Annotated in this window: 15 protein-coding genes; all 15 read left to right on the plus strand. The window is 52.9% G+C overall.

Translation table 11 applies throughout. The features are described 5' to 3' along the window. Positions 1 to 23: 23 nt before the first annotated feature. The gene (gene asnC / locus ACTJJA_RS17280; RefSeq protein ID WP_008500198.1) at positions 24 to 482 is read left to right on the plus strand and encodes a transcriptional regulator AsnC; all 459 of its coding nucleotides are present in this window, start codon (positions 24 to 26) and stop codon (positions 480 to 482) included. A gap of 90 nt (positions 483 to 572) precedes the next feature. Then, a complete protein-coding gene (gene mioC / locus ACTJJA_RS17285) occupies positions 573 to 1,022 on the plus strand; it encodes an FMN-binding protein MioC (RefSeq protein WP_440668790.1) in 450 nt (149 codons plus the stop codon). Between the two features lie 374 nt (positions 1,023 to 1,396). Next, positions 1,397 to 3,286: a tRNA uridine-5-carboxymethylaminomethyl(34) synthesis enzyme MnmG gene (gene mnmG, locus ACTJJA_RS17290; protein WP_010426601.1), complete on the plus strand. Its 1,890-nt coding sequence runs from the start codon at positions 1,397 to 1,399 to the stop codon at positions 3,284 to 3,286. A gap of 107 nt (positions 3,287 to 3,393) precedes the next feature. After that, entirely contained in the window at positions 3,394 to 4,017 is a 624-nt protein-coding gene (gene rsmG / locus ACTJJA_RS17295; RefSeq protein WP_010426599.1) for a 16S rRNA (guanine(527)-N(7))-methyltransferase RsmG, read from the plus strand. 616 nt (positions 4,018 to 4,633) lie between these two features. Then, positions 4,634 to 5,014, plus strand: coding sequence for a F0F1 ATP synthase subunit I (atpI, locus tag ACTJJA_RS17300; protein WP_008500194.1), 381 nt, complete (start codon positions 4,634 to 4,636; stop codon positions 5,012 to 5,014). A gap of 8 nt (positions 5,015 to 5,022) precedes the next feature. Beyond that, entirely contained in the window at positions 5,023 to 5,838 is an 816-nt protein-coding gene (gene atpB, locus ACTJJA_RS17305; protein ID WP_100167517.1) for a F0F1 ATP synthase subunit A, read from the plus strand. Positions 5,839 to 5,887: 49 nt separating this feature from the next. Further along, complete coding sequence (gene atpE, locus ACTJJA_RS17310) at positions 5,888 to 6,127, plus strand: F0F1 ATP synthase subunit C (protein WP_000429386.1); 240 nt, start codon at positions 5,888 to 5,890, stop codon at positions 6,125 to 6,127. Positions 6,128 to 6,175: 48 nt separating this feature from the next. Next, entirely contained in the window at positions 6,176 to 6,646 is a 471-nt protein-coding gene (gene atpF / locus ACTJJA_RS17315) for a F0F1 ATP synthase subunit B (RefSeq protein WP_003862370.1), read from the plus strand. Positions 6,647 to 6,660: 14 nt separating this feature from the next. Then, complete coding sequence (gene atpH, locus ACTJJA_RS17320; RefSeq protein ID WP_010426590.1) at positions 6,661 to 7,194, plus strand: F0F1 ATP synthase subunit delta; 534 nt, start codon at positions 6,661 to 6,663, stop codon at positions 7,192 to 7,194. A 12-nt stretch (positions 7,195 to 7,206) separates the two neighbouring features. After that, positions 7,207 to 8,748: a F0F1 ATP synthase subunit alpha gene (atpA, locus tag ACTJJA_RS17325; protein ID WP_028017764.1), complete on the plus strand. Its 1,542-nt coding sequence runs from the start codon at positions 7,207 to 7,209 to the stop codon at positions 8,746 to 8,748. 51 nt (positions 8,749 to 8,799) lie between these two features. Next, positions 8,800 to 9,663 (plus strand): F0F1 ATP synthase subunit gamma, encoded by an 864-nt coding sequence (atpG, locus tag ACTJJA_RS17330; RefSeq protein ID WP_010426586.1) that lies wholly within the window; start codon positions 8,800 to 8,802, stop codon positions 9,661 to 9,663. 26 nt (positions 9,664 to 9,689) lie between these two features. Then, positions 9,690 to 11,072 carry a F0F1 ATP synthase subunit beta gene (gene atpD, locus ACTJJA_RS17335; RefSeq protein ID WP_003862362.1) on the plus strand — a complete coding sequence of 461 codons (1,383 nt, stop codon included), beginning with the start codon at positions 9,690 to 9,692 and terminating at the stop codon, positions 11,070 to 11,072. A 20-nt stretch (positions 11,073 to 11,092) separates the two neighbouring features. Further along, entirely contained in the window at positions 11,093 to 11,512 is a 420-nt protein-coding gene (locus ACTJJA_RS17340; RefSeq protein WP_006177560.1) for a F0F1 ATP synthase subunit epsilon, read from the plus strand. Positions 11,513 to 11,648: 136 nt separating this feature from the next. Further along, the gene (gene glmU, locus ACTJJA_RS17345; RefSeq protein WP_440668791.1) at positions 11,649 to 13,019 is read left to right on the plus strand and encodes a bifunctional UDP-N-acetylglucosamine diphosphorylase/glucosamine-1-phosphate N-acetyltransferase GlmU; all 1,371 of its coding nucleotides are present in this window, start codon (positions 11,649 to 11,651) and stop codon (positions 13,017 to 13,019) included. Between the two features lie 239 nt (positions 13,020 to 13,258). After that, entirely contained in the window at positions 13,259 to 15,088 is a 1,830-nt protein-coding gene (gene glmS / locus ACTJJA_RS17350; RefSeq protein ID WP_440668792.1) for a glutamine--fructose-6-phosphate transaminase (isomerizing), read from the plus strand. The last annotated feature ends 228 nt before the right edge of the window (positions 15,089 to 15,316 follow it).

The following is a 15,316-nucleotide window of genomic DNA, read 5'->3' on the forward strand; positions in this document are numbered from 1 at the left end:
ATTAATCTTCATAAGAAAAAGCTATGGAAAATTATCAGATCGACAATCTGGACCGCGGCATCCTTGAGGCCTTAATGGCCAATGCACGCACCGCCTACGCCGAACTGGCGAAACAATTTGGCGTCAGCCCTGGGACGATTCACGTTCGTGTAGAGAAGATGAAACAGGCGGGGATCATTACCGGCGCGCGCATCGACGTCAGCCCAAAGCAGCTGGGTTATGACGTCTGCTGCTTTATCGGCATCATTCTTAAAAGTGCAAAAGACTACCCTTCCGCGCTGGCGAAGCTGAACGCGCTGGATGAAGTCACCGAGGCGTACTACACCACCGGGCATTACAGCATCTTTATAAAGGTAATGTGCCGATCCATCGATGCCCTCCAGCAGGTACTTATCAACAAGATCCAAACAATCGATGAAATTCAGTCCACCGAGACGCTGATCTCCCTGCAAAACCCGATCATGCGTACCATTCGCCCCTGATCGGGCAAACTCATACCCACATTTTCCACAGGTAGATCCCAGCTCGCTCACAGCGTACAATGATCGCCTCTTTATCTGAGCGAGCGATCAATGGCGGACATTACCCTTATCAGTGGCAGCACTCTTGGCGGTGCGGAATACGTGGCGGAACATCTGGCTGAGAAGCTGGAAGATGCAGGCTTTTCGACAGAAACCTTGCACGGGCCGTTACTTGAAGATCTCCCTGCTGACGGGGTCTGGCTGCTGATTACCTCCACGCACGGCGCGGGCGATCTCCCGGATAATCTGCAACCTTTATATGACGAACTGCTGGAACAACAGCCTGACCTGTCAAACGTCCGTTTTGGCGCGGTGGGGATGGGCAGTCGTGAATATGACACCTTCTGCGGTGCCATAGAGAAAGTTGAAGCCGCTGTCACCGCGTGTGGAGCAAAACAGCTGGGTGAAACGCTCAAGATCAACATCCTCGATCATGACATTCCGGAAGATCCGGCCGAGATCTGGCTAGCAGATTGGAAAAATTTACTCAAAAACGATTAAAGATCGCGCGAACAGATGTGGATAACTCTGGTTAAAAGCTCGTATTAACCCGTAGTTATCCAAAGAACAACTCTGGGGATGTTTTTGGCCTGTGTATAAAGTCTCGATCTGATCCCAGCTTATACGTTTCAGGATCACCGATCATTCACAGCAAACGATCCTTCCTAACCTGATGATCTTATTTGCCGGATCGGACTTATCCACAACAGACCGCGATCCTAATAAGAGATCACAATAGAACAGATCTCTAAATAAAAAGATCTTCTTTTTAATAGCCCAGGATCCCAATGCTTTCTCGAAAGACTAAAGTTGAGTAGAATCCACGGCCCGGGCTTCAATCCATTTTCATACCGCTTTACGCGAGGCAGACCACCATGTTTTATCAGGATCCTTTTGACGTCATCATCATTGGCGGGGGTCATGCAGGCACTGAGGCCGCAATGGCCGCAGCGCGAATGGGTCAGCAGACCCTGCTTTTGACACACAATATCGACACGCTGGGACAAATGTCCTGTAATCCGGCGATTGGCGGCATTGGGAAAGGACACCTGGTAAAAGAAGTGGATGCACTTGGCGGCCTGATGGCGAAAGCGATCGATCATGCAGGCATCCAGTTTAGGATACTAAACGCGAGTAAAGGGCCTGCCGTTCGTGCGACCCGTGCACAGGCAGACCGCGTGCTTTACCGCCAGGCTGTGCGCACTGCGCTGGAGAACCAGCCGAACCTGATGATCTTCCAGCAGGCTGTTGAAGATCTTATCGTCGAGAACGATCGCGTCGTGGGTGCCGTGACCCAGATGGGTCTCAAGTTCCGCGCAAAAGCGGTTGTGCTGACCGTCGGGACATTCCTGGACGGAAAAATTCATATCGGCCTGGATAACTACAGCGGTGGCCGTGCTGGCGATCCGCCGTCTATCCCACTGTCACGTCGTCTGCGCGAACTGCCGCTGCGCGTCAGCCGCCTGAAAACCGGCACACCGCCGCGTATTGACGCGCGGACCATTGATTTCAGCGTGCTGGCGCAACAGCACGGTGATAATCCGATGCCGGTGTTCTCGTTCATGGGCAATGCGGCTCAGCATCCGCAGCAGGTGCCGTGCTACATCACGCACACCAACGAGAAAACCCATGACGTGATCCGCAACAACCTCGATCGTAGCCCAATGTATGCTGGCGTGATCGAAGGGATCGGCCCGCGCTACTGCCCGTCGATCGAAGACAAGGTGATGCGCTTTGCCGATCGTAACCAGCACCAGATCTTCCTGGAGCCGGAAGGGCTGACCTCAAATGAAATTTACCCGAACGGCATCTCCACCAGCCTGCCGTTCGATGTACAGATGCAAATTGTTCGCTCAATGCAGGGCATGGAGAACGCAAAAATTGTTCGCCCTGGCTACGCTATTGAGTACGATTTCTTCGATCCGCGTGACCTGAAGCCAACCCTGGAAAGCAAATTCATCCAGGGTCTGTTCTTCGCGGGCCAGATTAACGGTACTACCGGCTACGAAGAAGCCGCAGCGCAGGGTCTGCTTGCCGGTCTGAACGCCGCCCGCTTCTCTGCCGAGAAAGAGGGCTGGGCACCGGGGCGTTCCCAGGCTTATCTGGGCGTGCTGGTTGACGATCTCTGCACGCTGGGTACCAAAGAACCGTACCGTATGTTTACCTCTCGCGCGGAATATCGCCTGATGCTGCGCGAAGACAACGCCGACCTCCGTCTGACCGAAATGGGCCGCGAGCTGGGTCTGGTGGATGACGAACGCTGGGCGCGTTTTAACGAGAAGCTGGAACGCATTGAGCAGGAACGTCAGCGTCTGAAAACCACCTGGGTGAATCCACAGGCGGAAACCGCTGCCGAAGTGAATGCTCACTTAACAGCGCCACTATCACGTGAAGCCAGCGGCGAAGATCTGCTGCGTCGCCCTGAAGTGACCTACGAGAACCTGGTCAAACTGACCGCGTTCGCGCCGGGCCTGGAAGATGCTGAAGCGGCCGAGCAGGTCGAAATCCAGGTCAAATACGAAGGTTATATCGCGCGTCAGCAGGATGAGATCGAAAAACAGCAGCGCAACGAAAACACGCTGCTGCCGGAAATGCTGGACTACCGCCAGGTAACGGGCCTTTCCAACGAAGTGATCGCTAAGCTGAACGATCATAAACCTGTGTCGATCGGCCAGGCTTCCCGTATCTCCGGCGTCACACCTGCCGCGATTTCGATTCTGCTGGTGTGGCTGAAAAAGCAAGGCATGCTGCGCCGCAGCGCGTAATTGACATTGTTTTTGGCGGGTGGCGCTTCGCTGACCCGCCCTACTTATTCGTAGGCCCGGTAAGCGGCAGCGCCACCGGGCGAAAAATCTCTAAACAGGTACCCACCGTGCTCAATAAACTCTCTCGTCTGCTGGATGAAGCAGGTATTTCGCTCACCGATCACCAGAAAAACCAGCTGGTGGCCTATGTCGATATGCTGAACAAATGGAACAAAGCGTACAACCTGACGTCAGTGCGCGATCCCAACGAGATGCTGATACGCCATATTCTCGATAGCATCGTGGTGGCGCCGTATCTGAAGGGGGAGCGCTTTATCGACGTGGGTACGGGACCTGGTTTACCGGGCGTTCCGCTGTCGATTGTCCGTCCTGAGAGCCATTTCACACTGCTGGACAGCCTCGGAAAACGTATTCGCTTCTTGCGCCAGGTTCAGCACGAGCTGAAGCTTGAAAACATCACTCCCGTCCAGAGCAGGGTAGAAGCGTTCCCGGCAGAGCCACCGTTTGATGGGGTGATTAGCCGTGCATTTGCCTCGCTCAACGATATGGTGAGCTGGTGCAAGCATCTGCCTGCGAAGGAAGGGCGTTTTTATGCCCTGAAAGGACTCGTCCCTGAGGACGAAATTGAGCAGCTCCCGGAAGGTTTTGCCGTGGAATCAATTGAAAAATTACAGGTCCCGCACCTTGAAGGTGAGCGTCATCTGGTGATTCTTAAGCCAAACAATTTTTAAAAATTAAATAAAAAATTGGGAATTTGTGCTGTTCTTGTTGTGTTAAAAAGCAGCGCATTTCCGGGGATTATTCTGAGCTAAATTTAACCTTGTTGTTACCATGGATTTTCTTGTAGTTAACGTTGTGGTTATTGTTCACCGTTAAGATAATCAACTACGAAAATATCAGCCTGCTAAAAGTGAAAAGTGGCAACAAGAAATAAATGTTAAATTTTTATTAAGAATGTCAATAAAAGGTTTTTGTTGTATACAGGGTTGTTTTGAAAATAGTTGCGATATTTTGTCTTTAATTTCATAAGGATGAAATAATCAGATTTACGTCTTTGATAAATACAACCTTATCGTAAATGTGCATTTTGTGATCTCGTGCACGCTTTCTCGCCAACGTTTTCGCGCTGTTTGCAGTTTTGCCTGAAGGTCAACGCGGACGCCAAAAGTTGAAAAACAGCGGCGGGGAAAAATATTTAAACATTTATTCACCTTTTCGCTACTTAATGTTTGAAATCACGGGTGCGCACCGTATAATTTGACCGCTTTTTGATGCTTGACTCTGAGCCTTAAAGGACGTTTTATACGACACGCGGCATACCTCGAAGGGAGCAGGAGTAAAAACGTGATGTCTGTGTCGCTCTTGAGTAGAAACGTTGCTCGTAAGCTTCTGTTCATTCAGTTTCTGGCTGTGATAGCAAGTGGACTGCTGTTTAGCCTCAAAGACCCCTTCTGGGGCATCTCCGCCGTGTGCGGGGGTTTGGCGGTGGTTCTGCCAAACGTGTTGTTTATGATTTTTGCCTGGCGTCATCAGGCGCATACACCCGCCAAAGGCCGCGTGGCCTGGTCCTTCGCCCTCGGCGAAGTGTGTAAGGTGTTGCTGACCTTTGCTCTACTGGTGATGGCGCTGGCGGTTTTGAAAGTGGTATTCATGCCGCTGATAGCAACGTGGGTTTTGGTGCTGGTGGTACAAGTTCTGGCTCCAGCTGTAATCAATAACAAAGGGTAAAAGGCATCATGGCTTCAGAAAATATGACGCCGCAGGATTACATAGGTCACCATCTGAATAACCTTCAGCTGGACCTGCGTACATTCTCGCTGGTGGATCCACATAACCCCCCGGCCACCTTCTGGACGATCAACATCGACTCCATGTTCTTCTCGGTGGTTTTGGGTCTTCTGTTCCTGGCCATGTTCCGCGGTGTTGCTAAACGAGCGACCAGCGGTGTACCAGGGAAATTCCAGACCTTCGTCGAAATGATCATCGGCTTCGTCCATGGCAGCGTGAAAGACATGTACCATGGCAAGAGCAAGCTGATTGCTCCGCTGGCCCTGACCGTGTTCGTTTGGGTCTTCCTGATGAACCTGATGGATCTGCTGCCAATTGACCTGCTGCCGTTCATCGGCGAGCACATCTTCGGCCTGCCTGCGCTGCGTGTTGTACCGTCTGCGGACGTGAACATCACCCTGTCGATGGCACTGGGCGTGTTTATCCTGATTCTTTTCTACAGCATCAAAATGAAAGGCGTAAGCGGCTTTGTGAAAGAGCTTACCTTGCAGCCGTTCAACCACTGGGCGTTTATTCCGGTCAACCTGATCCTGGAAGGCGTTAGCCTGCTGTCCAAACCTGTTTCACTGGGTCTGCGACTGTTCGGCAACATGTATGCGGGTGAGCTGATTTTCATTCTGATCGCGGGTCTTCTGCCGTGGTGGTCACAGTGGATTCTGAATGTGCCATGGGCCATTTTCCACATCCTGATCATTACGCTGCAAGCCTTTATCTTCATGGTTCTGACGATCGTCTATCTGTCGATGGCGTCTGAAGAGCACTGATTTTTTACCAACACTACTACGTTTTAATTGAAACAAACTGGAGACTGTCATGGAAAACCTGAATATGGATCTGCTGTACATGGCTGCCGCTGTGATGATGGGTCTGGCGGCTATCGGTGCTGCGATCGGTATCGGCATCCTCGGGGGCAAATTCCTGGAAGGCGCAGCGCGTCAACCTGATCTGATTCCTCTGCTGCGTACTCAGTTCTTTATCGTTATGGGTCTGGTGGATGCAATCCCAATGATCGCTGTAGGTCTGGGTCTGTACGTGATGTTTGCTGTCGCGTAGTAGTAGTTTTAAAACCCCAAGCCACAGAAATTAAAGAGGTATTGTGCTGTGAACATGAACGCAACAATCCTCGGCCAGGCCATCGCGTTTATTCTCTTTGTCTGGTTCTGCATGAAGTATGTATGGCCGCCTTTAATGGCTGCCATCGAAAAACGTCAGAAAGAAATTGCTGACGGTCTGGCTTCCGCAGAACGCGCTAAGAAAGATTTGGACCTTGCACAGGCCAACGCGACAGACCAGCTGAAAAAAGCGAAAGCTGAAGCTCAGGTAATCATTGAACAGGCTAACAAACGCCGTTCTCAGATCCTGGACGAAGCCAAAGCTGAAGCAGAACAGGAACGTACTAAGATCGTGACACAGGCTCAGGCTGAAATTGAAGCTGAGCGTAAACGTGCTCGTGAAGAACTGCGTAAGCAGGTTGCGATTCTGGCTGTTGCTGGCGCCGAGAAGATCATCGAACGTTCCGTGGATGAAGCTGCTAACAGCGACATCGTGGACAAACTTGTCGCTGAACTGTAAGGAGGGAGGGGCTGATGTCTGAATTTGTTACGGTAGCTCGCCCCTACGCCAAAGCAGCTTTTGACTTTGCTGTCGAACACCAAAATGTCGATCGCTGGCAGGATATGCTGGCGTTTGCCGCTGAGGTGACGAAAAACGAACAAATGGCCGAGTTGCTGTCTGGTGCATTAGCGCCTGATACCCTCGCCGCGTCGTTTATCGCCGTGTGCGGAGAGCAACTGGATGCCAATGGCCAGAACCTGATTAAGGTTATGGCTGAAAATGGTCGTCTCCGTGTGCTCCCGGATGTTCTCGAGCAGTTTGAGCACTTACGTGCGCTGAGTGAAGCGACTGCCGAAGTCGAAGTGACTTCTGCTACTGAACTCAGTACCGAACAGCTTGCGAAAATCACCGCCGCGATGGAAAAACGTCTGTCACGCAAAGTTAAGCTGAATTGCAAAATCGATAAGTCTGTAATGGCAGGCGTAATCATCCGCTCGGGTGATATGGTCATTGATGGCAGCGTACGCGGCCGTCTTGAACGCCTTGCAGACGTCTTGCAGTCTTAAGGGGACTGGAGCATGCAACTGAATTCCACCGAAATCAGCGAACTGATCAAGCAGCGCATTGCTCAGTTCAATGTTGTGAGTGAAGCTCATAACGAAGGTACTATTGTTTCTGTAAGTGACGGTGTTATCCGCATCCACGGCCTGGCCGATTGTATGCAGGGTGAGATGATTTCCCTGCCGGGTAACCGTTACGCTATCGCACTGAACCTGGAGCGCGACTCCGTAGGTGCAGTTGTGATGGGTCCATACGCTGACCTCGCCGAAGGCATGAAGGTTAAGTGTACTGGCCGTATTCTGGAAGTGCCGGTTGGCCGTGGCCTGCTGGGTCGCGTCGTTAACACCCTGGGTGCGCCAATCGACGGTAAAGGTCCGGTTGAGCACGATGGCTTCTCCCCAATCGAAGTTATCGCACCGGGCGTTATCGACCGTCAGTCCGTTGATCAGCCAGTGCAGACTGGTTATAAGTCCGTTGATGCCATGATCCCAATCGGTCGTGGTCAGCGTGAACTGATCATCGGTGACCGTCAGACCGGTAAAACCGCGATGGCAATCGACGCCATCATCAACCAGCGTGACTCCGGCATCAAATGTGTGTACGTGGCTATCGGCCAGAAAGCGTCCACCATTTCCAACGTGGTTCGTAAACTGGAAGAGCACGGCGCGCTGGCTAACACCATCGTTGTTGTGGCGACCGCTTCTGAATCTGCTGCACTGCAATACCTGGCGCCATACGCCGGTTGCGCAATGGGCGAATACTTCCGTGACCGCGGTGAAGATGCGCTGATCGTATACGATGACCTGTCTAAACAGGCTGTTGCTTATCGTCAGGTTTCCCTGCTGCTCCGTCGTCCACCTGGACGTGAAGCATTCCCGGGCGACGTATTCTACCTCCACTCTCGTCTGCTGGAGCGTGCATCCCGCGTTAACGCGGAATACGTCGAGAACTTCACCAAAGGTGAAGTGAAGGGCAAAACCGGTTCTCTGACTGCTCTGCCAATCATTGAAACCCAGGCGGGTGACGTTTCTGCGTTCGTTCCGACCAACGTAATCTCCATTACCGATGGTCAGATCTTCCTGGAAACCAACCTGTTTAACTCCGGTATTCGTCCGGCGGTTAACCCGGGTATCTCCGTATCCCGTGTTGGTGGTGCTGCTCAGACCAAGATCATCAAGAAACTGTCCGGTGGTATCCGTACCGCGCTGGCACAGTATCGTGAACTGGCTGCGTTCTCTCAGTTCGCATCCGATCTGGACGAAGCAACCCGTAAACAGCTGAGCCACGGTCAGAAAGTGACCGAGCTGCTGAAGCAGAAACAGTACGCGCCAATGTCTGTTGCTCAGCAGGGCCTGGTGCTGTTCGCGGCTGAACGCGGTTACCTCGAAGATGTGGAACTGGCGAAAATCGGTAGCTTCGAAGCCGCTCTGCTGGCTTACGTCGACCGTGATCACGCTCCGCTGATGCAAGAGATCAACCAGACCGGTGGCTATAACGACGAAATCGAAGGCAAGCTGAAAGCTATCCTCGATTCCTTCAAAGCAACCCAGTCCTGGTAATCGTCCGGCGGCTTGTCTCACGACAAGCCGCCTGGCATTGAGGAGAAGCTCATGGCCGGCGCAAAAGAGATACGTAGTAAGATCGCAAGCGTCCAGAACACGCAAAAGATCACTAAAGCGATGGAGATGGTCGCCGCTTCCAAAATGCGTAAATCGCAGGATCGCATGGCGGCCAGCCGTCCTTATGCAGATACCATGCGCAAAGTGATTGGTCACCTTGCGAACGGTAATCTGGAATATAAGCACCCTTACCTGGAAGAACGCGACGTTAAGCGCGTGGGCTACCTGGTGGTGTCGACCGACCGTGGTCTGTGCGGCGGCTTGAACATTAACCTGTTCAAAAAACTGCTGGCGGATATGAAAGCATGGTCCGAGAAAGGCGTTCAGTGCGATATCGCAATGATCGGCTCTAAGGGCGTTTCTTTCTTTAACTCCGTGGGTGGCAACATTGTCGCTCAGGTGACCGGTATGGGTGATAACCCGTCCCTGTCCGAACTGATCGGTCCGGTTAAAGTGATGTTGCAGGCCTATGATGAAGGTCGTCTGGACAGACTGTATGTTGTCAGCAACAAATTTATTAACACGATGTCTCAGGTTCCAACGCTCACTCAAATGTTGCCTTTACCGGCATCAGAAGATGACGAGCTGAAGCAAAAAGCCTGGGATTACCTGTATGAACCTGATCCGAAACCGCTGCTGGATACCCTGCTGCGTCGTTACGTTGAATCACAGGTTTATCAGGGTGTTGTAGAAAACCTGGCCAGCGAGCAGGCCGCACGTATGGTGGCGATGAAAGCCGCGACCGACAATGGCGGCAGCCTGATTAAAGAGCTGCAGTTGGTATACAACAAAGCTCGTCAGGCCAGCATTACTCAGGAACTCACCGAGATCGTCGGTGGTGCATCCGCGGTATAACCAGGTTAATTCGTAGAGGATTCAAGATGGCTACTGGAAAAATTGTCCAGGTAATCGGCGCCGTGGTTGACGTCGAGTTCCCTCAGGATGCCGTACCGCGCGTGTACGATGCTCTTGAGGTACAGAATGGTAACGAGAGCCTGGTGCTGGAAGTTCAGCAGCAGCTCGGTGGTGGTATCGTGCGTACCATCGCAATGGGTTCTTCCGACGGTCTGCGTCGTGGTCTGGAAGTCAAAGACCTTGAGCACCCGATCGAAGTCCCGGTAGGTAAAGCAACACTGGGTCGTATCATGAACGTATTGGGTCAACCAATCGACATGAAAGGCGACATCGGTGAAGAAGAGCGTTGGGCTATCCACCGCGCAGCACCTTCCTACGAAGAGCTGTCAAGCTCTCAGGAACTGCTGGAAACCGGTATCAAAGTTATCGACCTGATGTGTCCGTTCGCGAAGGGCGGTAAAGTCGGTCTGTTCGGTGGTGCGGGTGTAGGTAAAACTGTAAACATGATGGAGCTGATCCGTAACATCGCGATCGAGCACTCCGGTTACTCTGTGTTTGCGGGCGTGGGTGAGCGTACTCGTGAGGGTAACGACTTCTACCACGAAATGACCGACTCCAACGTTCTGGACAAAGTTTCCCTGGTTTACGGCCAGATGAACGAGCCACCAGGAAACCGTCTGCGCGTTGCGCTGACCGGCCTGACTATGGCTGAGAAGTTCCGTGACGAAGGCCGTGACGTTCTGCTGTTCGTTGATAACATCTACCGTTACACCCTGGCCGGTACTGAAGTATCTGCACTGCTGGGTCGTATGCCTTCAGCGGTAGGTTATCAGCCAACGCTGGCGGAAGAGATGGGTGTTCTTCAGGAACGTATCACCTCTACCAAAACCGGTTCTATCACCTCCGTTCAGGCGGTATACGTACCTGCGGATGACTTGACTGACCCATCTCCAGCAACCACCTTTGCGCACTTAGATGCAACCGTGGTACTGAGCCGTCAGATCGCGTCTCTGGGTATCTACCCAGCCGTTGACCCGCTGGACTCCACCAGCCGTCAGCTGGATCCACTGGTTGTTGGTCAGGAACACTACGACACCGCGCGTGGCGTACAGTCCCTGCTGCAGCGTTACCAGGAACTGAAAGACATCATCGCCATCCTGGGTATGGATGAACTGTCTGAAGAAGACAAACTGGTGGTAGCACGTGCGCGTAAGATCCAGCGCTTCCTGTCCCAGCCGTTCTTCGTTGCGGAAGTATTCACCGGTTCTCCGGGTAAATACGTTTCCCTGAAAGACACCATCCGTGGCTTTAAAGGCATCATGGAAGGCGAATACGATCACCTGCCAGAGCAGGCGTTCTACATGGTTGGTTCCATCGAAGAAGCCGTGGAAAAAGCCAAAAAACTTTAACGCCTTAATCGGAGGGTGATATGGCAATGACTTACCACCTGGACGTCGTCAGCGCAGAGCAACAAATGTTCTCTGGTCTGGTCGAGAAAATCCAGGTAACGGGTAGTGAAGGTGAACTGGGTATTTTCCCGGGTCACGCACCGCTGCTCACCGCCATTAAGCCTGGTATGATCCGCATCGTTAAACAGTTCGGTCATGAAGAGTTTATCTATCTGTCCGGCGGCATTCTTGAAGTGCAGCCTGGCAGTGTGACCGTTCTGGCCGATACTGCTATTCGTGGCCAGGATCTCGACGAAGCGCGAGCCCTGGAATCGAAGCGTAAGGCTGAAGAGCACATTAGCAGCTCTCATGGTGACGTGGATTACGCTCAGGCGTCTGCGGAGCTGGCCAAAGCGATCGCGAAACTGCGCGTTATCGAGTTGACCAAAAAAGCGATGTAACACCGGCTTGAAAAGCTCAAAAGCCAGTCTGGATACCAGGCTGGCTTTTTTTTTGCCTTAATTCATGATGAAAAAGATGTAGAATTTTAAGCATCAAACGTTTTTACTTCTCACTCAAACTACCGTCAGGATGCGTATGTCAAACAGTGCGATGAGCGTGGTGATCCTTGCCGCTGGCAAAGGTACCCGCATGTATTCCGATCTGCCTAAAGTGCTTCACACGTTGGCAGGAAAGCCAATGGTGCAGCATGTCATTGATGCAGCAAATGAATTGGGCGCTCGTCAGGTAAACCTGGTCTACGGCCACGGCGGCGATTTACTGAAAAAGACGCTGTGTGACGACAAGCTCAACTGGGTGCTTCAGGCTGAACAGCTGGGAACTGGCCATGCGATGCAGCAGGCGGCCCCGTTCTTTGCCGATGACGAAGACATTCTGATGCTGTACGGCGATGTCCCGCTGATCTCCGTTGAAACCCTGACCCGCCTGCGTGAAGCTAAACCCCTGGGCGGTATTGGCCTTCTCACCGTCGTACTGGACGACCCGAGCGGCTATGGCCGCATCACCCGCGAAAACGGCAAGGTGACCGGCATCGTAGAACACAAAGATGCCAGCGAAGAACAGCGCCAGATCCCGGAAATTAACACCGGTATCCTGATTGCCAACGGCGCGGATATGAAACGCTGGCTGTCTCAGCTCAACAACAATAATGCGCAGGGTGAATACTACATCACCGATATCATTGCGATGGCGTATCACGAAGGGCGTGAAATTGCTGCCGTTCATCCGTCGCGTATCAGCGAAACGGACGGCGTGAACAACCGTCTCCAGCTTTCCCGTCTTGAGCGTATTTATCAGTCCGAGCAGGCCGAAAAGCTGCTTCTTGCGGGCGTGATGCTTCGCGATCCGGCACGTTTCGATCTGCGCGGTACCCTGTCGCACGGGCGTGACGTTGAGATTGATACTAACGTTATCATTGAAGGCTACGTCACGCTGGGCAACCGCGTCAAAATTGGCACCGGCTGCGTGATTAAAAACAGCGTTATCGGTGACGACTGCGAAATTAGCCCGTACAGCGTAGTGGAAGATGCCCGTCTGGATGTGGCTTGTACTATCGGCCCGTTTGCACGCTTGCGCCCGGGTGCCGAACTGCTGGAAGGCGCTCACGTAGGCAACTTCGTGGAAATGAAAAAAGCGCGTCTGGGTAAAGGCTCGAAAGCCGGTCATTTGACCTATCTGGGCGATGCGGAAATTGGCGACAACGTGAACATCGGCGCGGGAACCATTACCTGCAACTATGACGGTGCCAACAAGTTTAAAACCATCATCGGTGATGACGTGTTCGTTGGCTCCGATACGCAGCTGGTGGCGCCTGTTACCGTGGGTAACGGCGTGACTATTGCTGCTGGAACAACCGTTACGCGCGATGTGGCCGCGAACGAGCTGGTGTTAAGCCGCGTTCCGCAGGTCAACAAGCAGGGCTGGAAACGCCCGGTGAAGAAAAAGTAACAAATTTACCCCCTCACCCTCACCTTCTCCCCACAGGGGAGAGGGGATCGTTCGGTGCGGTGTTTTTCTCCCTCGCCCCTCTGGGGAGAGGGGCGGGGTGAGGGGATAATATAATCCTCCCCCCACAAGCAGTACCCATAAAAATAACCCCACTCTCTACAAGGCTCGGGGCACCCGGAAAGGGTAAATACAGGTCAGCGACAACGCAGGCATCATGCCTAAATTCGGAATCTAAAACTATGTGTGGAATTGTTGGCGCAGTTGCGCAGCGTGATATTGCTGAAATCCTTCTCGAAGGTTTACGTCGTCTGGAATACCGTGGCTACGACTCTGCCGGTCTGGCTGTCGTTGATGCAGAAGGTCATATGACCCGTCTGCGCCGTCTCGGTAAAGTGCAGATGCTGGCCCAGGCCGCGGAAGAACACCCGCTGCACGGTGGTACCGGTATTGCGCATACCCGCTGGGCGACGCACGGCGAACCGTCTGAAGGTAACGCGCACCCGCATGTGTCTGAACACATCGTGGTCGTGCACAACGGCATTATCGAAAACCACGAACCGCTGCGCGAAGAACTGAAAACGCGCGGCTACACCTTCGTCTCTGAAACTGACACCGAAGTGATTGCTCACCTGGTGCACTGGGAGCTGGAGCAGGGCGGCACGCTGCGTGAAGCGGTACTGCGCACCATTCCTCAGCTGCGCGGTGCCTACGGTACGGTGATCATGGATTCCCGCGACCCGTCTACACTGCTGGCCGCGCGTTCCGGTAGCCCGATGGTTATCGGTCTGGGCATGGGTGAAAACTTCATCGCTTCTGACCAGCTGGCGCTCCTGCCGGTTACCCGTCGCTTTATCTTCCTCGAAGAGGGGGATATCGCTGAAGTGACCCGTCGCAGCGTGACCGTATTCGATACCAAAGGCGAGCAGGTAAAACGCCAGGAGATCGAATCTAACCTGCAGTACGACGCGGGCGACAAAGGCGCGTACCGTCACTACATGCAGAAAGAGATCTACGAGCAGCCAAACGCCATCAAAAATACCCTGACCGGGCGCATTAGCCACGGTGAAGTGGATCTGAGCGAGCTGGGCGCAAACGCCAACGAACTGCTCGGCAAGGTCGAGCATATTCAGATCGTGGCCTGCGGCACCTCCTACAACTCCGGTATGGTCTCTCGCTACTGGTTTGAATCCCTGGCGGGCGTGCCGTGCGACGTGGAAATCGCGTCTGAATTCCGCTATCGCAAATCCGCGGTGCGCCGTAATAGCCTGATGATCACCCTTTCCCAGTCCGGCGAAACGGCAGACACGCTGGCAGCGCTGCGTCTGTCTAAAGAGCTCGGTTACCTGGGTTCGCTGGCCATCTGTAACGTCCCAGGCTCATCGCTGGTGCGTGAGTCCGATCTGGCGCTGATGACCAAAGCGGGTACCGAAATCGGCGTGGCCTCCACGAAAGCCTTTACCACTCAGCTGACCGTTCTGCTGATGCTGGTGGCGAAACTGGCGCGTCTGAAAGGCGAAGATGCTTCCGTTGAGCACGACATCGTTCACGGCCTGCAGGCGCTGCCGAGCCGTATTGAGCAGATGCTGTCTCAGGACAAACGCATTGAAGCGCTGGCTGAAGATTTCTCTGACAAACATCACGCCCTGTTCCTGGGTCGTGGCGATCAGTATCCGATTGCGCTGGAAGGCGCGCTGAAGCTGAAAGAGATCTCTTACATCCACGCTGAAGCCTATGCGGCGGGCGAGCTGAAACACGGCCCGCTGGCGCTGATCGATGCAGATATGCCGGTCATCGTTGTGGCACCTAACAACGAACTGCTGGAAAAACTGAAATCCAACATCGAAGAAGTGCGCGCCCGCGGCGGTGTCCTGTACGTCTTCGCTGATAAAGATGCCGGTTTCGCCAGCAGTGACAACATGCACATCATCGAGATGCCGCACGTTGAAGAGGTGATTGCACCGATCTTCTACACCGTTCCGCTGCAGCTTCTGGCCTATCACGTGGCGCTGATCAAAGGCACCGACGTTGACCAGCCGCGTAACCTGGCGAAATCCGTCACCGTAGAATAATCCCTTCAGACTCCACCTTCGGGTGGAGTTTTTTTATGACAATCTGTCATTTTCAGCTATTTTTTCAGTGTCACATAAAGAAAATATTACTGAAAATAGGTTGTCACATTCCTCTTTAAGTTCATGATATACATATAAATTTTTACGTAATTTTAAGTGAAATTTTCGTTGTCATAAAACTGTCATAATTCGTACATTTATCTGTCACCTGTTTGTCCTATTTTGCTC

This window comes from Enterobacter sp. 22452 (assembly GCF_052045065.1).
Lineage (GTDB): Bacteria > Pseudomonadota > Gammaproteobacteria > Enterobacterales > Enterobacteriaceae > Enterobacter > Enterobacter mori.

What these genes read in the sequence shown, in the direction of transcription:
- glmU (WP_440668791.1), top strand. Translation starts at nt 11,649, where the DNA reads ATGTCAAACAGTGCGATGAGCGTGGTGATCCTTGCCGCTGGCAAAGGT.
- atpA (WP_028017764.1), top strand. Translation starts at nt 7,207, where the DNA reads ATGCAACTGAATTCCACCGAAATCAGCGAACTGATCAAGCAGCGCATT.
- ACTJJA_RS17340 (WP_006177560.1), top strand. Translation starts at nt 11,093, where the DNA reads ATGGCAATGACTTACCACCTGGACGTCGTCAGCGCAGAGCAACAAATG.
- atpE (WP_000429386.1), top strand. Translation starts at nt 5,888, where the DNA reads ATGGAAAACCTGAATATGGATCTGCTGTACATGGCTGCCGCTGTGATG.
- atpI (WP_008500194.1), top strand. Translation starts at nt 4,634, where the DNA reads ATGTCTGTGTCGCTCTTGAGTAGAAACGTTGCTCGTAAGCTTCTGTTC.
- atpD (WP_003862362.1), top strand. Translation starts at nt 9,690, where the DNA reads ATGGCTACTGGAAAAATTGTCCAGGTAATCGGCGCCGTGGTTGACGTC.
- mnmG (WP_010426601.1), top strand. Translation starts at nt 1,397, where the DNA reads ATGTTTTATCAGGATCCTTTTGACGTCATCATCATTGGCGGGGGTCAT.
- atpB (WP_100167517.1), top strand. Translation starts at nt 5,023, where the DNA reads ATGGCTTCAGAAAATATGACGCCGCAGGATTACATAGGTCACCATCTG.
- asnC (WP_008500198.1), top strand. Translation starts at nt 24, where the DNA reads ATGGAAAATTATCAGATCGACAATCTGGACCGCGGCATCCTTGAGGCC.
- mioC (WP_440668790.1), top strand. Translation starts at nt 573, where the DNA reads ATGGCGGACATTACCCTTATCAGTGGCAGCACTCTTGGCGGTGCGGAA.
- glmS (WP_440668792.1), top strand. Translation starts at nt 13,259, where the DNA reads ATGTGTGGAATTGTTGGCGCAGTTGCGCAGCGTGATATTGCTGAAATC.
- atpG (WP_010426586.1), top strand. Translation starts at nt 8,800, where the DNA reads ATGGCCGGCGCAAAAGAGATACGTAGTAAGATCGCAAGCGTCCAGAAC.
- atpH (WP_010426590.1), top strand. Translation starts at nt 6,661, where the DNA reads ATGTCTGAATTTGTTACGGTAGCTCGCCCCTACGCCAAAGCAGCTTTT.